Source organism: Azoarcus sp. Soil_N_20, from assembly GCF_057656155.1.
The window spans coordinates 323,048-345,179 of record NZ_JBDGKX010000004.1; the positions used below are offsets into that span (position 1 = coordinate 323,048).

Genomic DNA, 22,132 nt, shown 5'->3' on the forward strand with positions numbered 1-22,132 from the left:
ACGCGTGAGGATTCGGGACGATGTTCGAGCGGCGCAGGGCGCGGCTCGACGAGCAAGGAAAGGAAGCGAGAGCGTGCGAGAAGAGAGAGCTAGGGATCCCCGCGTCTCTGGATGCGGCAGTATGCCGATCGGCCAGCGTGTTCAATTTAGTGCCTCGGCTGCGCCTTGGCAAGGATGTTCGACGACCGATGTGCGGCGACGGTCATGGCGGGGAGGTGGGCGGCGTAGCCGCTTTTCTCAGGCGTGAGCGGCCTGGGAAAAGCGGCCACGGGCGTATGCAGTGGCCGCGGGGCGCGAGCGGCTAAGTCTCCGTGCGCGTTCAGATAAGTCCACGTTCGGCGAACGAGACCGTCGAATCCCCGGCAATGAGAAAGTGGTCCAGCACCCGCACATCGACCGTGGCCAGCGCGGACGTCAGCGTTCGCGTGAGCAGTTCGTCGGCGCACGACGGCTCACAGGCGCCGGACGGATGCTGGTGCGAAAAAATCACGGCTGCCGCGCGAAGTTCGAGCGACCGGCGCACGATCTCACGGGGATAGACGCTCGTTTGCGTCAGCGTGCCGCGGAAGGCCTCCTCGGCGCGGATAAGCTGATTCTGGGCGTTGAGATAGAGGGCCACGAAGACCTCGTAGGGCCGCCCCGCGAAGAAGGTGCGAAGGAACTGCTTGACGACATGGGGGGCGTCGAGGACGTCCCGCGCGGCCAAGTGCTCGGCGAAACTGCGATGCAGGATTTCGAGCGCGCTGGACAATGCGTCCCAGGCTGGCGTTTGGGGCTCGCGGGCGACCTCGACAACCCGGCTCCACGATCCGCCGCAGCCTTCCCAGACGTCCTCGGCCTCAGGGCCGAAGAAGCGCTCGAGCAGTGCGGCATCCGCGAGGATAGTAGGCGAAGAGTAGAAGGGCAACAACGGCGTCTCCTTGAGAAATGCGGAGAGCCGTCTCCCTGTGGGGGAGGAACTCCCCACAGGGTTGAACATGAACCTGCGACGTTACCCCGAGCCCGAAGGCCGTTCCGGTTTCAGGGGCTGACCGGATGCTGTGCAGTCTTTCGACCAGACAAATTATTCATAGGCGCGATATTCGGGCTAGTCAAGGGGTTCGGCTCCACCGTGGCGCGTCAGCGCAGAGGACAGGATGCGCTCGCCGCCCATCAGCACCATATGTCAGTCACCGACCAGCACACAGACCCAGAGGATGAGAGTTTTCGTTTTTCGCCGCAGAAGCGAAACGGACGGCTGGTTGGGGTAAGGTCTGCGGCGGTCACGCTAATTGTCGCTGGCCACACGCCCAAGACCGGGAAGTGGATCTTCCCAGTCGAGTGATGTAGAGGTAAGAGAGTCCCAAGGCCCGAAGGGCCGTCGCTGTTTCAGGGACTGACAGCGCTCAAACGTTGCCCGGAAGGGCACCGCAGTGCTTGAAGGTTAGTGCCATAGGCGAATGATGGCAAGATGCCGATCGACTACAGACTCAGCGTGCTGAACGTGGGGCGCCCGGAGTATTCGGCGCCGGCGGTGCGGAGCCTGGTGCAGGTGTTTTTCACTTTCTGGGTCAAGGAAAGTCAACACGCTGGTTTCGAACGTAGGGTTGATGTGCAGCGGGGAGGGGCCGGGCGTCCCTAGGGCCGGGCTCCTGGCAGCTTCTGCGCGGTGTAGGCGTGCAGCGCTCAACAATCGCGCAGCCGCGAGAGTGCGGCCGATGAATGTTAGTCCGCTTCAGGTCGCACTGGGGAATCCTCTGCAGGAGAAGCGAGATGGCTGGGGCGGCCTAAAGCCCGGCTCAAACCGCCACGTCGCTGCCGGTCTGTCGATCAAGAGTTCATTGGCAGGTCTCGGGGTGGAGCAGTCACCTGCTACGGCTGCCCATTGACAGCAAGTCGGCCGGAGCCGCCATTCAAGCTTCTCGGAACGGACGGCTGCAATGTGCCCTGTCCAAGCCGCTCACTCATCGCCCTTCATGCATGAACGGCTGCTTTCCCGCACGGTCGAGCGGCAAAACCCGAGCGAAAGCAAACGCTCAGGAACGTCTGAATCCGCGGGCCTGCTGGGCTCTTCGCGCTTTTTTTTGAGTTACCCTTCTTGGTAGTCGTTCAACCATCCTACGATGTCATCGTAATCTGCGAGCGTTATGTCCCATTTGCTAGCTGCCTCGATTTCCACAAACCCCTTAGCTCCTGAAGTGAAGGTTGACGTGGTGGCCAGAATTGTCTTATTCGGCCCGTCCTTTGTATTCATCACCCCATGCAGTGCTCGGACGATATCAACACCCACCTTGTTGCTCTCTGCATAGTGTTTGCACTCGATAAAATACTTGCATTGAATTCCGAGCCCATCGGTGTGAGTGGCGATGATGTCTTTCCCCCCATCGCGGGTTCTCTTCGTTAAATCAACTACGAATCCTTTTGCCCTAAATACTTCCGCGACCACCTCTTCAAACTCTCTTGAAGAAAGATCATGCAGAAGAGATGGGCTGCTCTTTAGAGCAGAGAGTAGCTCTGGGATCGATTCGTAAAACTGAAGTACATCCTGAGCGCTATAGATTTCGCGCAAGTATTCGATTACTGGCTCGCCGCACGTTTCCGCACCTGATGAGTTGTTTAATACAAAATTTAAACACTCAACGGGATATTCAGAGGCTTCAAATGCTAATGAAATCGGTTGGTCGCACTCAGGGCACTCGAACTGATAGGTAATTCCGTAAATGCTTTCAGATCCCATCGAACGCTCAGATCCTCCGGTGCATTCAATATCGAAATCATCAACAGAAATTTCTGAACCGTCCCCACAACTGTTGCATGTGTATTGGATGACTCCGGAAAATTTCCACACGCTGGGTATCTCCGTGAAAACATCTGAATTCATCAGTCTGCACGGAATTTCGCGCAAATCCGACGGAGTGATGGGCTGGGCCTAAATTTAATCATCCTTGTCTGCGAGATATCGACCAGAGCAGTAGTAACACCGGTACTCATATCCGCCCTCATCCAATTCCCAAACGTCAAGCTCGCCTCGCGTGGCAGATTGCCCGCAGATATCGCAACTAGCAGGAATGTTGTCGCCCTCCTCGTTGTCGCAAACCAGGCAACGATATCCTGTACTGGATTCTTCGTTCCGTATGAGCGTCGGATTCCCACAGTTCTCACAGTCTAGTCGTGCAGGAAGCGCATCGGGATCGTGCTGGTCGGGCGGATTTTCGGCTTCAAACTCCTCGGCTTCCTTCAAGGCGGTCCGAAGATTAAACTCATATTCGTCCGACAAGACTAGGAACGTCTCCATCGTCGGCTTCGGGATCAAAGACTCCAGTTCGATGTCCGTGTGCCTTTCAAGGAACTCGACGACAGAACGAAAGAGCCGACCAATGGTGGCACGAACTTCCGGCACCTCCATCTTAAATTTGTGGTGCTCGATTTCGTTTCGGAGGCGCTTCAGCCACTCAAGGTCTTTCTTGAGAGCGGGGGAGACCGTGTCGGCAGCCTCGTTGTTAATGAAGTTGATTGCGTCCCAGAGGGTAATAGTCTTGTTCTTGTCTACCTTAGCCGAGAACGGATCCTTGTAGATGAGAAGCGGATGCTTGCTCGCAATGTGATGTTTGAAGACAAGCTCAACAAAGTGCGCCATGTGCAGCACGGCGAACTTAAATGCCTTCGGCTGCCCTTCATCGCCCTCCTCGAACTTGGCGAGAGCTTCTGCCAAGCTGTCGACGGCGTTCTCAAGTAGGTCGAGTTCGTGCGTTGTCATTCTGCGCCCCGGCTGTGTTTATACGGACACAGGGATCCTGTATACCATTTAGTTTATTGCGGACATTGAAAATGCTGCTCTAAGGCCATCTCGTTAAATCACGTGGCTTTTTCGTCAGTGTAGTTTCATGTGTCACGACTGAATTAGATCGAAGTTGCTTCCTGAAGGTCTGCCACCAGTTCGTCTTTTGACACCCCCTCCAGGGCAAGTCGCTGAAGCCTTAATTTTTCGAGCATGAATGTATTTGAAAGCTCAAAGCTGTCCAATAGCGTGTACCAGTTCAGGACATAACGCTTCATTCGTGGGTCCTCGCTCACCAGTCCAAGCTCGCCACGTCCGAGTTGATTTCTCAACCTGCTCCTAATTTCGACATCAGCGGAGGAAATCTTCCGGCCAACGAGGACTAGCTCGAAGTGCATATGCTCGCTGTTGAATTCTGGATGACGCATCAGAATCCCAGCGTAGTCATCGAGCTGACGCAAGTGCTTCACGTTCAGCGCAATGCTTGGCCGCTTGATCTCGATAATCAAGCACCTGTAGAACAGCCTACCATCCGAGTCTAAGGCCGGGATCTTCCGAGCAAGAAACAGGTCGGTCTGTCTCTTCGCCCCCTCAATTTCACGCGTATCCGCCTCTTCTAGGTCTGATTCGTCTACCTCGTTTGAAATCTTCTCTCGAAGCTGCTTCGCAATTCTTGTGAAGGTATCTTCCTCTGCGCCTATGGTCTCGTAGCGGTGTCCGAATAGCCAGGTGTTCGCCTCGATGATCTTCTGCAGATCCGGTGTTTCACGTACCGACATGTAGTGGACGTTCATTAGCTCGCGCATTTTGTGAACAGCGTCTTGTCGTCGCTGAAGGATTTCGATCGTCGAAACGATGTTCTCAAGAGTTGTGCGCTTTAATTGATTGGCCAGAAGGGCAATCGATGAGTCGTCCATGTCCAGCACGCCGTTCAGAATCTCAAAAAGCGAGTCGTTTTCGTTCGAAACGGACAGCTTATCAAGGAGCCGGATGATTACCTTCTTCTGCTTCTTGCCCGATGAGTTGAAGATCGTTGGATCTGCGACGTAGACGGTTTTGATCAGCTCTTTGGCGTTCCTCAGGCGCCATTCCTTGTATTCAACATCGAGCCCAGAGTATGTGGGGAACAATCCGTCCTCTACATACTTTTCGACTTCTGAATCTGCTTGCTTTCTCAGGAAGTTCTCATAAATGCTGTGCGTAACTAAATTAAGTATCCGCAGCACTTTCTTCCACTCCGGGGAAGAAGGTGCGTGCGCGTCAGGTGTTGCGAGATCTTGAACCAGCCCGAATTTATCAGCCCACGCTGAAGTAACGTAAATGCTCGTGAAGAATGCGAATTTGTTGTTGAACGTGCTCAACTGCTTGTGGACTGTCTTGCCAGAGCTGTCCAACAGATAGGTGTAGGACTTCTCAGAGCTCGGTTTGTCATCCCATCGAATGATCTGCGCTTTGAACGAGTACGGTGCTACCGAAATCTCTTCTTCGTGCAGCTCGTGCGAGGGCACGATAACAGGCAAGGTATTAACAGTAATGGACTTACCAGAATGAAGGGCCAGATACCAACCGAACTCGACCGAGAATTTCTCGCGGAGTTCGTTTCCTTTCGGGATTTGCTCAGTGAATTGATCTAGTTCGACAATGGTGCCGCTGAGCTGCTTCCTTAGGACTTGATGTTGTTGTTCGGGTTCGAGTAGGTTCCCGGAAAACCGCTTGATATTCCCCGCTTCAACCTGAATCCGAGCCTGCCCCTTGGCAGACTTTGTGTACCAGGTGGCACGGTTACAGATTCGGTGAAACGCCAATCGTCCACGGCCGTGCGCACCATGGAGCGCTGCGTCTTCTTTTTTGTTGGAGTCATTGAATTTGCCGAAAGTTTCCTTCAGCGCTGTAGGATCAATGCCATCACCATCGTCAAATACTGAAACGTGCGCGACGCCTCCGAGCGCATTCTCTTCAATGGTGACGTGAACGATGTTGGCCCTTGCATCCAGACCATTCCAAACTAACTCAAATATTGGCTGCCATGGCTCAATATTCTTGAAGTGCTTCTTGATTCCATCGCCACTGATTTCGGTGGTTCCGGAAATATCCGTCAGTTCCATAGCGTCTCGCCCCGCGCTCTCCTGATCGCCGAAGTCTCTATGCTACTCCAGTATTCGTATGTGCCACAGGTAAGGGCCGCAATGGATCGATTTTTCCTGTCGGCTGGGTGAGCATCTGGTCGGTGGGGAAGGAGGTCTAAGGCTGCCGCACCCGCTGTTTCCGTTGGCTACGTATCACCTACCGATGACCTGTCGACGGCCAATCTCGCGAGTTCGGCCATTGCTGTCGGCCAGCCTGCGCCAAATGAAGGGCGACAACGCTGCCCACACCTGCCGCCTAGCGATCACGCGGGTCGAACGGAAGGTGCCGATGCGCGTTTCCCATCATGCGGTCGCCTCAGTCTCTTGCTCACGCTGAAGCAGACCTACGCGCTTAGGCCGAACTGCGGACGATGAGGGCACAACCCGAGGCAACGCTCAGCGCCTTGCAAGTGCTGCGAGTCGGCGAAACGCCTGCGTTTCGACTAAGCGGGATGCTACTTCCTGAATTCGATCAAGAGCGGACCCTAGATCTGTAGGAACGACAGCCCCTTCCGCGGTAGAAATCGTTGCGTCTAGCAATCGTAAGAGGGCAGCAGCTTTTTCAGCATTATTTATCCGCGACAGCTTCGGCTCATTGTCCTCCTTGCCGTACAGACCATAGTCAATAAGAGACCAGCATTCGAAGGGCACTAAGAATCGCTCAATTGCGTCCACCGCATGGGCGAATGCCTCCCCGCATGTCGCCGGCAAATCGGCAAATGCCCTCGCAACGCCAGGAGTTGCAAGAGTCCGTTCTTGTGGCCAAACGCCTTCGAGAAATGGTAGCGCGGCGTTTCGGAACAAGATCTCGGCCTTAGACGACCTTGCCATATCCCGAACGAATTGTTGTACCACGTTCGCGGCATGCGCTCGAACTTCATCGTCCAGAGACCTGAGCATTTGTTGCACTCTTGAGAGAGGAACTGCTGGCTCTCTCTGTTCATTGAACGCATGTAATGTTTCGACAACAAGACTAAAGGTCAATGACCGTCGGGTCTCGCGCCCGAGGCGTTCATCGATGGCTCGCCGAGCCATCACATCACCGATGATCTTAAGAACATCAGTGAAGCGAGTCTTGCGCGCCACGGCGCGCCATAGCAGTGCCGATTGCCGCCCGTCTGTAAAAAGCGGTTGGATCAGCGATCCTGTGGTCCATTCCTTGTCTGCCTTGAGAAAATAGGCAAGTTGCTCAATGAATCTGTGACGCACGATTAGAGATGCGCGACCAGTCGCCGACATAGCGGTGTCGCGCATATCCTTGAGACTTGTCTCCCGAAAAGGCTGATCCCCCGGACGGATACTTGGACACATCGCGAGAAAAGCCCCCACAAGCTTTCCGGCAGCGGTATTCAGAGTGTCAAGGTCGTTGGGTTCGTCTTGTCCAATTGCGAGAACAACCATGCTATGAGACGGATCTGCATCAGATGCTTCTTGACCATTTGTAGCTTCGACGGCAAGGGGCCACAGCCGAAGCCACACCGTTACGGCTAGGGGGTCTGACGCAACGTGAGAAGCCCATGCATCGAACCAATGGGCTACCCCCTCAATAGCCTGCCGCGCGGTGTCATCAGGCAGGCGCGCTAGGAGCTCAAGAACAGGGCGAGCATCAATACTTGCAGTGGTTTCGGGAATATTAGCAGTTCGCGGCTCTGCTGACTCCGATGGTGCGTGAGTCCAGCCAAATCGATCCCAAACGTGTGGGAAGTCTGCACCTGCATTTTGTAAAGATCCAAAGTCGCCAAGCAATGCGCTGGTATTGCCAGGCGCGCGTATCCAATCAGATGCCCGTCTAGCGGGGTCGTCATCCCAACCACCTCGTTGTGCCGAAAGAGCAGCTTCCAGGGCTTGGAGACGTTCAGGCCCCTGTACGAACTCGTAGCGCACATCTGGGTTCGGCGCAACGGATTTCACTTTTGGCGTGCCAAGGAATCCTTCATCGAGGCGAGACATGTGGCGCAAATCGTCGAATCGCTCGGCCTCCCGCGCAACCCACCCCGCCTCAGATCGAGGAAGGACGCCCCCGTTCAGTTCAATCCTACGCAATTCCCTTAGAGCCCAGTACTCTCGTGCATCGGAGACAAGCTTTCGGTCGGCCTTAGAAGGCCATTGATTCGCAGGGGGTCCCTTCCGAAGTCGTCGCACAATGATCTGCTGCTCTCTGAAGGGTAACGAGCCAAACCGAAGCGCGCGTAGTTCGGCGACTTCTGGGAAGCTATGCAGGTCCCAAAACTCCCGGTCATTCGCGTCAGTGAGATATCCGGCGACATCTGCGGCTGACGCAAGTTGAGTGTCGCGAGCGAAAGAGGACCAAAGGCGGATATGTATTGGCGTCCCGGATTCGTACCAACGCCGAACTAATCTTAGTCCAGCCTCAACATTGAGTATGCAGAGCCGCTCGACAACAGCGTGAAGCAACTTTACTGACGGAGCTATGCCAAGGTGAAATTGGTCCGGTTCGTGTTCATCATCGCGCCGGTTCCCTTCCGAAACAAAGTAGACGCGACGAAGCTCGCCAAGTCGCCATAGGGCGTCGTGAGAAGCTCCAAAGATCCGCTCAGCAATGGCAAGGCCTTTCAAGACCGAAGCGTCGAGCGCATATGCTAGTTCGACAAGAAAGCTCTCTTCCTCCATCGAATTCACATTGAGTTCGGATGGACTGACAAGCTCTCCGCTCGTTAGCGATAGAGACATCAGATCTTGGATAGTCTTCGGTCGCCGGTGCAGTCGGCGCATCGAACGATCAAATCTGGTGAATGCAGCCACTCTTACCCGAGGCTTCACAAGTGCGACAATTGCTTCTACCAGCGCCCCGGACCGTTCGCCGTTTTTGATCCGATCGGCGACGTCTAGGATCGCCATAGACATGGCGCCGTCACCGATGCTGCTGTCCCAGCTTTCTTCGATCACGCGCCATCCGGACCTCCAAGGCTCTCCGAGATCTTTGGTACACCGACTGAGGACTTCAAGTACGGCCAAGCGCTTCGAGTCTTCCGAGGGGCCCAAACCAAGTCCCCATTCTATCGTTCCGCGTTCGGCTAACCTGCCCTCAAGAAAGGTAACCGTCGTCCTGAAGATTTGCATGTCGGTTGGGGACAATAACGCCCAATGTCTGCTCATGGGATCATCTCGTGATCCAGTTCTGCGGCGATTTGATTCATGGCTTCGAGCCAACCAATATCAGCACCGGTGAGTGAAATCATCCTTGAGAGCCGTAATCTTTCAGTCAAGTTGCCACGCCTAAAGAGGTGGTCGAACAGATCACGTTCTGCCTCAGGCGTACTAGCGCGGGTCCCCTTGACGAGACGCTTAACAAGAGCTTCAAACTTTCGTCGATTGCCATTCACCGCCGAAAGGTCGGACCAGTGTGTCAACGTTGAAACCAGTTCCTTGTGCTCAGCGCTCGAGTCATACGGTATGGGCGTTATTCCGCGTCCCCGCCAGTCCTCGAGATCGACAGGGTTGGTTGGGCTCGTTGATGGGATAAATGCGAATCGCTCCTTCAGGTCGCGGAAACGCGAACCGTCTGCCGCAACGGCGTTCAGAAGATATCGCATGGGAGCATCATTTGCGCTGTAGCCAACCAGCACCAAATGGAAGAGGCGTGCCGCGTCGTAGACGAAGTCAGGAACAATGCGACGTCGCAGATAGTACTCGCCAAAGTCGCGATCCGTGACGACTATTTCGGAGGACTGGCGTGGGTCATTACTTAGCGCACCGTGGATATGCAGCACGCCGGAAAAATCCTCACGGACACTTGGCCTTGGAATAGAGCCAAGAGCATGCGTCGACACTCGCTCCCGGCTTGCGGCCTGCAACAGCCGATCGAAATTCGTGGTAGCAATTGTGGTTGCCGAGCCACGATTTGCGAGCCTAATTAGGGCTCGGTGGATCGGGGCTGGCCTAGGGGGAGCACGGTTTCCCGCGCTGCATATGGTCGTAACGAGTTCGGCGAGCTTCTGGCGAACCTTTCCCCGCGAGGTGGTGGTGCCATCGATACGGCGCTCGAGCATTCCCAACACTACATCGAAGTCGCCGCTGTCGAACCGATTCACCTCGGCAGCTTGGTTGTCCATCAATCCCGTAGAGCTCGGCCGTGAAGCCCGCGGCAGACTGAGGATCCCGTGGACCGCTGCATCCAGGTCTTCATAGGCGTCCAGGACGAGCTGTCTAAAATCAGGTAGCCCTGACGGTCTGGAAGTACCGGCACCCGTGATAAAAAGGACTTCGCCCCGTGCGTGCGCAAGTAGAAGCCGTTCTGGCAGCTTTGCCGTACCGGTGCCAAGAGAGACCCACCGCTCCCGGGACGGGGAGGCCATCGTAACGCGCTTGGTTCGTAGAGTTGCCATCAGGGTTCTAGCTGTCGCGCAGTATTCGAGCTGTCTATGCGGGTTGCCAAAATCACTATTTTGGGCGCAATCCTGGGGTACGCGCCACTACAAAAACTGTCACCGCTATCGTCATAACCGCCGCCAAGCCCCTCAGAATGCCGAAGGTCCGCTTCGCCAGACGGGCGAAGCGGTCGTCGAGGCCAACCTCCAGCCCGCGGCTGCTGACTGGTACGTTGCAGTCATTGGGGACGCGGAGCCCCAATGACCGTTGAGGCCGACTCGCACGCGTACGCTGTTCGGCGGCTTTCTGAGGGAAGCGGCAGCTCCGCCCAAACGACGAGCGGTGGCACTAGCTGCCAGGTCACCGTGTTCGATGCCGGCGGGGGCATCACGGATGACCGCACTTACGCCGCCTCCGGCAGGACCCGGCGTAAGTGCGGTCATTTGGGCGTCAGCCTGAGGCACCGCACCGTCCGAGCCCAAACAGAGCCTTGCTCATTGCTTTATACTGTACGAAAATACAGTAAAGTAGGAGCCGCCATCATGGACTCACCTCGACTGAACTGCCCTAGCTGCCATACATCGATTGCGCTCGACCGTTTTGACATGGCCTTTGCCGGAACAAGCGACTACTGGGTATGTCCCGAGTGCGATTACACATTTCTGAACCCGACTGTGGTTACCACTGGCGCGATTGAACCGGTGGTGTTGGCCGACATCGGAAGCGCCGCGCCCGAGGTCGAAGCGTCATGTACGACATCCGCCCCGGGGCGCCGTGACGGCATCCGTCTAACTCTGCTGACGCAAGGGGACATTCCACGCACTCGGGGGAAGGTCGTTTTGGACCAGGGGAATGACGAGAGGCAGCTGTGACTGACAAAGCCTTGGCCGGACAAGTTACGTGCCGGTCCATCGTGCCTGCATTGGGTCACTCAAGGGACTCTGCAAGGAGGACCATACCTCGGCATCCTGCGACGTCGGGACGGTTTCATCGAGTCAGTGGATTGGTTCAGTTCTTCCCAAGTTCGTACCCAGCGTTTCCCGCCGCTAGGGAGGCGACCAAGCAACTCTATCCACGGGGCGGCGGAGGGCCGGCCGGTACTATCAGGCCGGGCCCTTCATTTCCAACGTTACCCACCGCCTTGGATACCGCGGTGATGCGAATCAGCTCGACGGGGAAAGGGGCAATCAGCTGTTGAACACGCTCAAGGGCCGTCTCTTTGTCCAACCACAAACCATAATCTTCCGGTCTCAAGATAACCGGCATCCGCGCGTGCAGGTTTCGTATGGCGTCGTTGGCCTCGGTCGTCACGACTGTGAACGTATCCAGGCGCTCGCCCTCCGGTGTCGTCCAGCGCTCCCAAAGCCCTGCCAGGCCGAACTGTCCGCCACGGGACGGCTGAATGTAGTAAGGCTGTTTGCCACCGGCGGCCTGCTTCCATTCGTAGAAGCCTGAAACGGGAACGATGCAGCGCCTGGACTTGAATGCAGCCCGGAAAGAGGGCTTCTCGGCCAAGGTCTCGCCCCTGGCGTTGATGAGTTTGGTCGCGATGGATTCGTCCTTGCTCCAGGACGGAATGAGACCCCACCGAAGCAGATGCACGACCCGTTCGCCGGTGGGACGCTGCCGGATGACGGGGACGAACTGCATGGGCGCGACGTTGTAGCGCGGGCCCCAATCAGGCGGAACGTCGTCGATGTCGGCATCGAACAGGTCTCGAATCCGCGAGACAGGTCCGTAGAGTGCGTAACGGCCACACACGGGTGTGGCCCTCTCACCTGGCCATCAGCCGCGGTTTAGTTGCCGCCGACGCGGTCTTTGACGCATTTCTTGGTGAAGCTGGTCTTGGCCGCACCGGATAATTTCTTCTCGACGGCAGCGACATCGCACGCAGCGTTTGCATCTCGCTCGCACTTCGTCAAGAAGCTCGTTCTTGCGGCGCCAGCGAGTTTTTTCTCGAGGGCCGTTGCAGCACAGGTGGTGTCCGCTGCCATGGCCGACGATGACATGACAACAGCGAGCAGTGCTCCGAGGACAATCGTTCTCATGTGATAACTCCGGTGTGTGAGCGTGGAGGTGCTGAAGATGCCATGGCGCTTGTGGCAGGGCACGCGGATTGTGGCATATCTACTTTTTGCGTAGCCACGCCAGCAAGTCATCAGCCTGCTTGTCAGTTCCGTATGCGAGCTGCAACAGGAGTTGAACAGGCCGGGGAATGTTTCGACCCGACTCGTAACGCGACCCTCCCGATTGCGTGACATTGATGCGGCTCCAGAACTCGTCTTGTCTGAGTCTACGCTTGAGCCGTATCGCGCGGACATCTTCACCAGTCTTGAGTCTGACTGGAGGTTTCCTGGTCGGTTTTGCGCCCTTCGTTTCGTTTTCAGCAGTCATCCCTTCGAGCTCCAAGGCCTATTCGGGTACTGACATAGAGGTCTGGTCGTCGGCAACTTCTACACTGGGCTGCGGTGCCTGAGCAGAAGGCGCGGGTTGAACATTCATGCTGGCAAGGGCTGCTGCGCGACGTTGCCCCTTCTTGCTAAACGTCGCTGCCGCATTCTCAAGAGCATCAAGGGTTCCACCATTTTTCAGGCAAGCATCGAACCAGGCCGGTCGACGACCACGCCCGGACCAGCTCTGGTTCAGGTCGTTGGGATTGCGGTACTTCGCCGGGAGCGGCTCCTTCCCGAGGGGCAGGCCCGCCGCTCTGCGAGCGGCCGGCTTGGGACCCTTTGCCGTCGTCGTAGAAGGGGTTGAAGCGAGGATTTCTTCGAGAGAAAGACCTTCGTCCCGCGCAAGCTTCCGCAAGCGTTTGATGAGGCCGGCTTTCGAGTCAGATGTTCGCTTGTCGATTTCCTTCGTTATGCGCACGCTCAGTTGCTTGAGCTGAGAGAGGCTGTAGCCGCCAAGTTTTGCCATCGGTTAGGTGTCCCCGCATGTCGATCGTGACTGGAATAATGCCATAGCGTGGCGGTGATGGCAGGTGGGCAACACCTGGTAGATCACGCACTGATCATCCGCAGGAAGGCTGCGTAACATCGAGGCGCCCTGGGCGGAGTCGCCCGCTCTCTGACCCTGAGGAGTAGTGCCACGCTCACCGTGGATAGCCTTCAAACCGACGAGGAGGGTAGCGGTGGACCGTTCAAGGTTGGGACGTGTCAGAGGAAATTTGGTCCCATTACGCCGACTCGACATTGGCTTCCATGTACTGATTATGAAGCGGCTACAAAGTGCCGGTCGGTGACAAGCTGCGAATGTCCAAGCTCAAGCACCACCGAAGAACCCCCGGGGCCGGCGTTTGCCCGCGACTGCGGGCGCTACCGTCATGTATGTTGAGAAGTCAATTTCCACTGGAAACGGCACGGAGCCTGGACCAATGACCCGAAACTCATCAGCCGCAAGGCCCCACACCTTCTACACGTCCAGGGTGGCTCCTCCGTCAGAGCCAAGGAGACGGGATAGCTCGCGCCTGAATTTCTCACGGCCGGCGCCCTGGCCCAGCTGAAAGCTACTCTCGAGCAGTGGAAGAGCCACCTGAAGCGATCTGAGCTCGATCGACTTCGGTACGCGGGCGAAGCACTCATTTTGCCGCCGGTACAGGCCGACGGTCTCCCCTTCGTCGTCTGCAATGACGTGGTAGAAGTTCAGGAGTGCTTGGAAGTCCTTTGTCCATTCCTGTGGCCATCGACAGCGCATCAGCTTCACACCTCTCTAGTTTCAAGATCGGACATGCCCAAGTCGCGCTCGGTGGCCTGTACCGTACGAAGTCGCCTGCCAAAAGTCTGCCTTCTGTCAGCCCTACTCGCGATGCGGCTGTTGCTCCTCGGACGGTTCATTCTCCTTCGACGATGACCGGCAGCTGCCGAAGCAGAGTGGTCCCGATCGAGAGGAACCTGCCTTCGAGCCGAGGTGCCCGCGTCGTGATCCACTCGTCGGCCTTGTCCGACTTGAGTGTGGTCGCTCACGATCGAAAGGTTGTGATTGATGGGCAGAACGCCCGTCGGGCAGGGCACTGCGGTCAGTCGTCGGGCAACACGCGGAACGATAAACGCGGCCTGATCGATATCCCGAGGGTGCCAAGTCTCGGACGGGATCCAGATCGCAGTTCTCAGGCCATGCTTGGCCATTTGCCCGATGTTCTGTTAAAGATGCGGCATGACCCGACGATCCGGGAGATCGTTCGAATTCGATGTGCCTTCTTACGTTCTAACTGCCCGCCCGCCCAACTCTGACAGGACTGTTGATCGAAAACCCCCATTCCTTCAAGGAAGCGGTAGCCTCTGGGTGCGCAGGGAAAGTTCCAATCATGGCAGAGATCACGAGCGGCCCGATTTATCCACAGACAACCGGGGATAGACCTGTGGATAAGGTGTGCGCAACCGTGGCGTGCGGCGCGGCTGCAGGCCGCGGGGGTGCTGCCTAAGTGTGGGGCGAAGCACGCTTTACAGGTAGCCGCGGCCGTGGCACGCGGAGCAGGGTTGGTCCTCCCACGCCGACTCCATCCCCCGGCCGTTGCAGGCCCGGCAAACATCGTCGTGTGAGCCCCGCTCACGCCCGGAGCCGCCGCAAGCCCGGCAAGGCCGCTCGACGTTCGTCTTGATCTCGCGGGCGCCGCGACAGGACGGGCAGGGACGTTCATCCTCAAACATCGGGTGTCTCCGGGTCAGAATGCGCTGTTGAGACTCGAAAGGACCTGGGGTGGTAGATCCTGCCACCCTGATTCGTCGGTGGTGACGCAGTACTGCCCCGACACGCGCGTGCCTGAGCCGTCGCGGGAGAGGTCGAGAATAAGCTTGTACTGGCGCTTCCCGCCGGAAACGTCGGTCGAATGGACGACTTGCGCGAGTCGGTAGAGCGCTCCAGGCGTTACCTCGTGCAGGTACCCGGCCGCATAAAGTCCGGCGCCAATCGGTCCCTTCTGGAGTTCCACCTCTCGAGGCGTCATGAGGTTGTAGCGGGTGACGGCCCGCGCGTAATTGGTATCGATGTCGCGCCCCGATCGCTTTGCAAAGTCGTAGCAGACAACATTTTGGTTCCAAGTACGGTGCGCGCGCTTTCCTACGGACTCTCCGCCCGTATTCGCCGTTCGAAAGGCCACTGCTGAGCCGGCGGATGGCTGCTGCTGCCTCAACCGCTCTCGCATCTCCTCCGACTCGCGCTTGGATTGGTCCTCGCAAGCCTGCCGATCGGCCGCTCCGAGGCATTTGACGCCGAACACGATCCCGCCCAACACATCGGCGCGGGCCGACGTGGTGCCGAGTGCCACGGGAAGTGACAATGCCAAGCCGAAGTCGCGCAGTTTCCTCATCATCCAGCCGATCTTCATTTTCCTCACCCTCTTGATCCATAGCACTCTCAGGCCATCAACAACAGCATGATCGATGTGACCACCATAGCCCGCAGAATATCGAACGTCATGTCACGAGTTGTTTCGCGACCCGCGCCGTAGGCGCGCCATCTGCTGATGACCACGTATGCAATCCAGGTCAGCAGCACCATGGCGGCGATCTCGGTCAGCAGATCGCGGACCTCGGCCATTTGATACCCGGTCGCCGCCCTGAAGCCTTCGCCCGCGCTCCCGAATCCGTGGCTCATTACCCCGGACAGAAGCTCGGACGATGCCGAACTCATTGGGGGCGGGCTATGGACGTAGCCTCCGCCTCCCGACTGGGGTGGGTTGCCGGCCAGCACATCCGCCCAGGAGGGGGCCGAGTCGCCGACCGTGTAGCCGGCGAAGCCCGAGAGATAGGAGACCATCCTGGTACCGTTGCCGTCCTTGGGGTTCGTGGCACCGCCGGAGCGCAGCCAGTCGCCCACCTTTCCCGCACCTACGAGATGCGCAGCGGCAACCAGGCCGGATTTGGTAATCGTGATGCCGTCCACGGTTGAGCCGATGTAGGTCTCGGCACCATAGACCCGCGTCAGCGTACGCCACACCTGCGCGTGGTAAGCGGTGACCGCATGCGTTTGGGCGTCCGGGTTTGCCAGGAAGTCGTCCAAGGACGTGACGCCGAACTTGCCAGTCCAGTTTCCAGTCCAGTCGTTCCTGGAAGTCCCGTCGCCTGCGTAGAGGCCGACGTCCTGGAGGGCGGCCTCACCAAACTGGAACAGGCCCACATAACCCCGCCGGTTGGTCGTGGCCGGGTTGAGGCTGCTTTCGCGCTGGGCCAGCGCCTTCAGGAAGTCCGTGTAGGTTACGCCGGCCCAAGCGAGGGTGGCCACCAGGAGCAGCAGGCAGGAGAGGCGGCGGGGTACGCTCATCGTGCTCTTCCTATCGCTTGGGACACGGCGTGCCCTCGGCCTGGATGGACCGGGCAAACTCGTACTCGCCCTGAGGGCCCATTCGCCAGAGTCCGTCGCAGGAGCCGCGCCCGCTCAGGACGATGTCGCGCCAGCCGGAGCTTGCGGTCGGCAGGATCCCGTAGCCGGCGGCGCTGGCATCGAGCAACTGGACCCAACGACCATCGCGGCGTTTGGCGAAGAGCCAGACGCTCTTGCCCGTCATGCCGGACGTGCAAGTGTTGCCGGCCAGGATGAACACCTCGGGCACACTGCCGCCGTTCAGGTCCTCGAGCGCGACCCGTGGGTGCATCGCGGTTTCGCAGCCACGGACGGTGCTGACGACTACGCCGTCGCGCAGGGCGAGGGGGGTGAGGGCGACGATTGCGGCGCGATCGGGGCCGGAAAGGCTGCCGGACGGCACCGATGCGAACAGCGCGCCGGCAAGCATGTGAGGCTCAACGAGCGATTCGGCGGCATGGCCAGCGGCGACATGAAGCAGCGCGAGGGTGGCCACGACGGACGCTCGGAACGAAGGGAGACGCTTCATAGGAGGCACCTCATTGCGAAATCGAGCCGTCGGCGGCGATCAGGACGGGCCAGACCAGGATGCCGGCTGCCGGCAGGAGGTCGTCGGCGGGCATCGGCACCAACGGCAGGCCCGTGACGGTACGCAGCCGAGTCAGATCCGCCGGCGAACGCACAGCCGCCACGACGCCCCGCGCCCCCATGTCGCGGAGCGCCTGCAGGTTGTGCTGCAGCCACTCGTGAGACGGCGCGTCGTCACCGACGATAAAGATGGGCTGTCCAGGGCCGCCTGTCAGCCTTGCGGGCATGGGGTTCTGCAGCAATCGCCCGGGCCCGGCCCGGGTGGATACCACCGGGAAGGAAACCGCGGCTCGCGTCACGGCGGCGGGCCCCGGCGAAACCGGACGCGGCGCCGGGGAAGCCTCGCCGCGCGGGTCCGATGCGATCGAGACACCGCCGGCGTCGTGAATGACGGTAAGCGGCATGGTGGGGAGATCCGCGGGCCAGGCGGGTAACGCCAGCGCACCGGCGATCGCAAACACGAGCACACGCATCATCATCACCACATGCCCCACTGGATATACCCGATGAACTCGCCCCTCACCCGGCAGCAGGCGTACGGCCGCCACAAGGTGTAGGCGTAGCTCCCGGATCGCGTCGTCTTGGCATCCCCATAGGAGACGGGGCTCAGCGTGTCATTCAACCCGAAGACGTGGCAGCTGGTGGGGACCGCCACATTCATCTGCCACAGTCCGCCCAGGAGGTTCGTCTCCATGGCGGGCGGGGGATCCCAGACGAGTTGACCGTCGCGCACCAGCAGCCGCCCGGAAGACACGGGCACATATACGTGCGGCTGACCCGAGCGGGTGACGAAGTCGGCGATCCGCTGGGAGAGCACGGCCGCACCCTTCACCTCGTGCTGTTGCACGACCTCGCCGGTGCGCGGATAGACGTTGCCCCAGGTGTTGGTCGGCCAGGATCCCACCTCCCGCATGCCGGGGATCCATGAGGCCGGATAGAGCAGCTCGGCCGGCAGGTAGGACCGCCACACCATGGCGTCCAAGGTGGACTGGTAGTAGGGAACGAACGGATCGACGGCCGTGGGGCAGGTGCCGATGCTGGTGGCGGGGTGGCCGATGGCGTCGGCGTCGCGGAAACGCCGGTTCTTGTCGGTGCGGTCGCCCCGGGAGTGGGTGCCCGCGCTGTCGGAGAGTGGCGTGCTGAGCAGCGAGCTGAGCGTCGCCTTGGTCGCGGCCGCCAAGGGAATGCCGATCTCGGGCCACGGATGCGTGGCGACATCGTGGTAGGTGCTCACCACAAGGTCCGGCGCAAAGTGAGAGAACCGCGTCGAGGTCTTCACGCTGCACCCGAACGGCGAGCACACCAGCCAGAAGCAGATCCCGGAGGCGTGCCACGCGCTGCAGGTCGGGTAGCTCGCAACGGCCTGGGCGACGAGTGCCGCGGTCGTGGTGACCTCAGCCGCCATGCCTTGCGACGTCAGCGCCCCGACACACAGGTGCGCAGCAAAGTGCCGAACGAAGCGGCTCATAGGCTTGGCCGTCATCCGCCCCGCGCCCGCCACGCACGGTAAAGCGCCCGGGCCTCCTCGACATTAAGCACGCCGTAGACCACGGCCCGTCGATCGAAGACGATCGCGGGCACCTTCGTCAGCCCGTACCGGGTGGCGAGCGCCAGGGCTTCCGCGCCCGCACCGGCGGCTTGCCGGTCGGCTTGACTCAAGGCATCGAAACGTCGGCGCGCAAGGGCTGCGGCCAGGGCCGGGTCGGGTGGCAGGCCGGTCGACAGCGACGCGGCAAGGCGCTCGACTCCGTCCACATAAAATACCTTCGTCCCCTGGGCGCCCCGGACCTCGTGGGCGGCGAGCAGGAAGATCTCCACCTGTTCCTGCGCGCCGACGGGCGCAGCCGCCCAGATGGAGGCCAGGAGGGAGGTCAGGATCCGCGTGTGCAGGCCACTCATCGCGCAGCCGCCCGCGTCAGCGCCGCGTCGAGCTCTTCGCGCGGCATGGCGCCCACGATTCGCCTGCCGTCACCCAAAACGAGAGTCGGCGTGCTGCGGATGTCCCGGGTACGGCCGAACTCAACGATGCGGCCGACCTGCTGCATTGCCGGCTTGCATTGAGGCGCGATCGCCTGGGGAGGCGGAGCGCCGTCCATATAGGCCTGCCAATGCCGCTCCCGCTGGTCGCTCGGCTCGCACCAGGCCGAAACCGCGGCCGGGATCGATTCGGGCGAGACCACCGGATAGGCGAAGGTGTAGATCGTGACGTCGTCGAGCGCGGCAAGACTGTCCTGCATGGAGCGGCATACCGGGCAGGCGGGATCCTCGAACACCGCCAGCTTGCGGGCGCCGTTCCCACGGACTGTCTTGATTGCCAGGTCGAGGGGTAGCTCGGCAAAGGGAATCGCGGCGAGCTGCTCACGGCGTGCCTGGGTGAGGTCCCGCTTCTCGGCGATGTCGACGAGCCGACCGTCTACGAAGGCGTAGCGACCGGTCGAGTCGGCGTAGAAGACCTCCCGGCCGTTGGTGACTTCGAAGATGCCCGGGACCGGCGTCGCGGCGACGGTGTCTGCCTCTACGTTGCCGCCCGAGTGGCGGGAAATCGCCGCCTTGATCGCTTCGAGGTGCGCGTCTGCTCGCGACTCGGCGCCGAAGGCGACACAGGCGCCGATCGCCAGCGCCAGGGCGCTTACAGCGCGGCACAGATTGGCGGTGGCTGCCCGGGGGAGGGTGGCGTATGTTTTAAGGTGGGTAACTGTCATTGAATCAATCCTCACAGGAGACACGCATGAAGACCTTGGCGAGTGTTGGCCGCGCGGTGTTCGTCTGCGCCGCCGTGCTCATGGGGGCGGCGGCGAGACTGCTGGACTTCTTCTTGGTGACCGGGCGTGACGAAATGAAGCGCAGTGAGCGCGGTGCTGGCGTATTTGGGCGGAATGACATTGCGCCGTTCGACTGCGGGCCCGGTGGGCCCGAGAACGGGGATTACTGTAATGTCGGTTACACCGAGCACGGGCGCGAGCCCGTCGCCGTGGGGCGCGATGGGCAGCGGGTTGGAGCGTATTCTGGGGCTCCAATCCTCCATTACTGACCATGCGATCATCGTCGTGGTCCCCGCTGTTGCGCCTGCCGAGCTGCGCTAAGTACGCGGCCGAATTGCCCTAGGCGACCTGACAGAGCGAACGTGCCTGTCTGCCCGGCGGTCATGCCAGCATTGATGGCACTGGTTTTCATGGAATCGATGCCGTGCACTACGTGCAGGCTGGCCCAGGCCATCATCCCGCTCCATACCAAAGGCAGACCCACATACAGACCGATCAGCAAAGTATTGAGCGTGCTGCGCTTGAGGGCGGTATCGAGCTCGAGGTGCAGGATGTTGTGGAACAGCGTCTCGGCGGACGGGTACATGGCCACCCACAAGTGCTCGTCGAGCCAGGCGGCGATGAACCACATGACGGCCCACATCTTGACTGTGAAGATCGCGAGCGCTCCGAGGAACATGATCGACAGGCTGTAGCGCCCGAAGACGAGGATCAGCGGCAGGAACATGTAGATCGCCATCAGGATGAGGGGCTGAGCCATGGTGGCGAACTGGATGATCGGGAAGCGGGACGCCTGGGTATGGATCGCCTTGTTCACCATCCCGGCCATGCCGGCCACGTCTGGTACGGCGCTCATCAACGCCTGATACCAGGGCCTGCTATCGGGAAGCATGGTTTCCGGCGCGATCACGGGGCCCGAGCGGCCCATCGCGAGGCGGGCGAGGCCGTCCTGCCGGACCTCGGCCGAGACGGAGCTGAAAAGAGCGGCGACTTGCTGGGGGAGTGTGTCGTCCAGTGCGCCGCCAATTCCGATGCTTTGGGCAAGCCGGGCGCGCAGTCCGTTAGTGCCGTCCTGCCACCAGTGGAGGCACGTCGGCCGTCCGTGGTCCGGGACCACCGTGTTCGCGTCTAGGTCGGCGTCCCCATCGCCGATGTCCAGGGGAAAGCCGGCCACGCCGGACCGTGCGTGCAACGCCGGGTACAGGTTGGGATCGGCCTGGAGCACGTGGCTGCCGATCCAGTCCGGATCGGCCGGACCGAAGGCGGCGAGGGCTGTTTCAGCCGCCGGCGATGGCTCGTTGGGGAGATACCGTGAGCGTGCGGGCAGGTAGCACTCGTTGTAGAAGCGCTGCGTCTCGGCGCGCAGGGCAGGATCCTCGATCGCGGCGGTTCTCGCCAGATCCTCCACTTGCCGCAACCCGCTCAAGCCGCCCGAGATGCCCCCGCGGACGGCATCGTTGAACCCTGCGGACAGGCTCATCACCGTGAACCACCACGGCGGCAGGGCGATCTGCTGCGGCACACCTTTGAAGGCCTCGTCGAAGGTGCTGTCCGAGACCGATCCGGTGGCTTTCAAGGGCGCCGCGCTCACCGCTGTGGCAGGCGGGGTGTAGTAGAGATTGACGTTCTGAAGGCTGGCCCCGACGGGGGTGAAACAGAAGGCGAGTACGAAGACGGCGCTCCAGAACTCGACCTCCATCTTCCGGACCATCCATGCCGCATCCGCCCCTTCGCCGATGTTCATCTGGTGGGCATGGAGCCAGGTGCCGATGAGCACGATGAGGAACGGCAGGAAGATGAGGCCGGTGTCCACCAGGATGTCGCGGATCACACCGGCGAAGGCCCAGCCGTACATCGTGGTGAAAAGCTCGAGGTAGCTGTCGACGCCCATCGCTTGCGTACTCGTCAGAGAAGGTTGAAGGGGACGCCGAGCACGACCACGAGCTCGACCAGCAGGAGCCCGATGCAGATCCGGTGACGGGCCGCAAGCAGAGCGGCCCGGGCGTCTTCCGGCCAGCGCGTAGGAAGCCGGTCGACAAGCCATGGCCAGGCAAGCCACAGGGCGGCGATCGCCGCCAACTGGAACAGCGCCAGCCACGGCGTGGCCGCCTTGATCCGGTGATGCGCTGCCAGCAAGGCATTCTGCTGTCCGAACACGACGACGGCGAGCACCATGCAGACAATCAGCGACAGGACGACGAGGGCGGCAATCGCGGCCGTCCGAAGGAAGCGCCGCGGGCGCCGGGCCGACGGGTGCAGCGGATGCACGG

At 59.9% G+C, this 22,132-nt stretch carries 20 protein-coding genes; 1 reads left to right on the plus strand and 19 read right to left on the minus strand.

Annotated elements, in window-relative coordinates:
- Positions 1 to 319: 319 nt before the first annotated feature.
- The 17 genes from AC3A35_RS10935 to AC3A35_RS11015 all read right to left on the minus strand — a co-directional run bounded on the left by AC3A35_RS10935 (position 320) and on the right by AC3A35_RS11015 (position 19,802).
- Positions 320 to 910 (minus strand): JAB domain-containing protein, encoded by a 591-nt coding sequence (locus tag AC3A35_RS10935; RefSeq protein ID WP_487436107.1) that lies wholly within the window; start codon positions 908 to 910, stop codon positions 320 to 322.
- Between the two features lie 1,158 nt (positions 911 to 2,068).
- A complete protein-coding gene (locus AC3A35_RS10940; protein ID WP_487436108.1) occupies positions 2,069 to 2,827 on the minus strand; it encodes a restriction endonuclease in 759 nt (252 codons plus the stop codon).
- A gap of 87 nt (positions 2,828 to 2,914) precedes the next feature.
- The gene (locus AC3A35_RS10945; protein WP_487436109.1) at positions 2,915 to 3,736 is read right to left on the minus strand and encodes a hypothetical protein; all 822 of its coding nucleotides are present in this window, start codon (positions 3,734 to 3,736) and stop codon (positions 2,915 to 2,917) included.
- Between the two features lie 143 nt (positions 3,737 to 3,879).
- Positions 3,880 to 5,862 carry an ATP-binding protein gene (locus AC3A35_RS10950; RefSeq protein WP_487436110.1) on the minus strand — a complete coding sequence of 661 codons (1,983 nt, stop codon included), beginning with the start codon at positions 5,860 to 5,862 and terminating at the stop codon, positions 3,880 to 3,882.
- Between the two features lie 417 nt (positions 5,863 to 6,279).
- Positions 6,280 to 8,790 carry a hypothetical protein gene (locus AC3A35_RS10955; RefSeq protein ID WP_487436111.1) on the minus strand — a complete coding sequence of 837 codons (2,511 nt, stop codon included), beginning with the start codon at positions 8,788 to 8,790 and terminating at the stop codon, positions 6,280 to 6,282.
- 206 nt (positions 8,791 to 8,996) lie between these two features.
- Complete coding sequence (locus AC3A35_RS10960; protein ID WP_487436112.1) at positions 8,997 to 9,956, minus strand: SIR2 family protein; 960 nt, start codon at positions 9,954 to 9,956, stop codon at positions 8,997 to 8,999.
- 1,324 nt (positions 9,957 to 11,280) lie between these two features.
- The gene (locus AC3A35_RS10965) at positions 11,281 to 11,973 is read right to left on the minus strand and encodes an SOS response-associated peptidase (protein ID WP_487436113.1); all 693 of its coding nucleotides are present in this window, start codon (positions 11,971 to 11,973) and stop codon (positions 11,281 to 11,283) included.
- Between the two features lie 35 nt (positions 11,974 to 12,008).
- Positions 12,009 to 12,260, minus strand: coding sequence for a hypothetical protein (locus AC3A35_RS10970; protein ID WP_487436114.1), 252 nt, complete (start codon positions 12,258 to 12,260; stop codon positions 12,009 to 12,011).
- Positions 12,261 to 12,339: 79 nt separating this feature from the next.
- On the minus strand, positions 12,340 to 12,606 hold the full coding sequence (locus AC3A35_RS10975; RefSeq protein WP_487436115.1) for a helix-turn-helix domain-containing protein: 267 nt from the start codon (positions 12,604 to 12,606) through the stop codon (positions 12,340 to 12,342).
- An 18-nt stretch (positions 12,607 to 12,624) separates the two neighbouring features.
- Positions 12,625 to 13,131: an H-NS histone family protein gene (locus AC3A35_RS10980; RefSeq protein WP_487436116.1), complete on the minus strand. Its 507-nt coding sequence runs from the start codon at positions 13,129 to 13,131 to the stop codon at positions 12,625 to 12,627.
- Positions 13,132 to 14,875: 1,744 nt separating this feature from the next.
- The gene (locus AC3A35_RS10985; protein ID WP_487436117.1) at positions 14,876 to 15,538 is read right to left on the minus strand and encodes a hypothetical protein; all 663 of its coding nucleotides are present in this window, start codon (positions 15,536 to 15,538) and stop codon (positions 14,876 to 14,878) included.
- A gap of 29 nt (positions 15,539 to 15,567) precedes the next feature.
- Entirely contained in the window at positions 15,568 to 16,473 is a 906-nt protein-coding gene (locus tag AC3A35_RS10990; protein WP_487436118.1) for a DUF3262 family protein, read from the minus strand.
- Between the two features lie 10 nt (positions 16,474 to 16,483).
- Positions 16,484 to 17,008 (minus strand): hypothetical protein, encoded by a 525-nt coding sequence (locus tag AC3A35_RS10995; RefSeq protein WP_487436119.1) that lies wholly within the window; start codon positions 17,006 to 17,008, stop codon positions 16,484 to 16,486.
- 43 nt (positions 17,009 to 17,051) lie between these two features.
- Entirely contained in the window at positions 17,052 to 17,579 is a 528-nt protein-coding gene (locus tag AC3A35_RS11000) for a PFL_4695 family integrating conjugative element protein (protein ID WP_487436120.1), read from the minus strand.
- Positions 17,579 to 18,568 carry a TIGR03756 family integrating conjugative element protein gene (locus AC3A35_RS11005; protein ID WP_487436122.1) on the minus strand — a complete coding sequence of 330 codons (990 nt, stop codon included), beginning with the start codon at positions 18,566 to 18,568 and terminating at the stop codon, positions 17,579 to 17,581. The genes AC3A35_RS11000 and AC3A35_RS11005 overlap by 1 nt, the downstream gene beginning before the upstream one ends.
- A gap of 11 nt (positions 18,569 to 18,579) precedes the next feature.
- Positions 18,580 to 18,999 carry a TIGR03757 family integrating conjugative element protein gene (locus AC3A35_RS11010; protein ID WP_487436123.1) on the minus strand — a complete coding sequence of 140 codons (420 nt, stop codon included), beginning with the start codon at positions 18,997 to 18,999 and terminating at the stop codon, positions 18,580 to 18,582.
- Positions 18,996 to 19,802: a DsbC family protein gene (locus AC3A35_RS11015; RefSeq protein WP_487436124.1), complete on the minus strand. Its 807-nt coding sequence runs from the start codon at positions 19,800 to 19,802 to the stop codon at positions 18,996 to 18,998. The genes AC3A35_RS11010 and AC3A35_RS11015 overlap by 4 nt, the downstream gene beginning before the upstream one ends.
- Positions 19,803 to 19,828: 26 nt before the next feature.
- Between AC3A35_RS11015 and AC3A35_RS11020 the strand changes: the two genes are divergently transcribed.
- The gene (locus AC3A35_RS11020; RefSeq protein ID WP_487436125.1) at positions 19,829 to 20,131 is read left to right on the plus strand and encodes a hypothetical protein; all 303 of its coding nucleotides are present in this window, start codon (positions 19,829 to 19,831) and stop codon (positions 20,129 to 20,131) included.
- Positions 20,132 to 20,139: 8 nt separating this feature from the next.
- Here the strand turns inward: AC3A35_RS11020 and AC3A35_RS11025 are convergent, their stop codons facing one another.
- Positions 20,140 to 21,753: a conjugal transfer protein TraG N-terminal domain-containing protein gene (locus AC3A35_RS11025; protein ID WP_487436126.1), complete on the minus strand. Its 1,614-nt coding sequence runs from the start codon at positions 21,751 to 21,753 to the stop codon at positions 20,140 to 20,142.
- A gap of 14 nt (positions 21,754 to 21,767) precedes the next feature.
- Complete coding sequence (locus AC3A35_RS11030; protein ID WP_487436127.1) at positions 21,768 to 22,130, minus strand: hypothetical protein; 363 nt, start codon at positions 22,128 to 22,130, stop codon at positions 21,768 to 21,770.
- Positions 22,131 to 22,132: the final 2 nt, after the last annotated feature.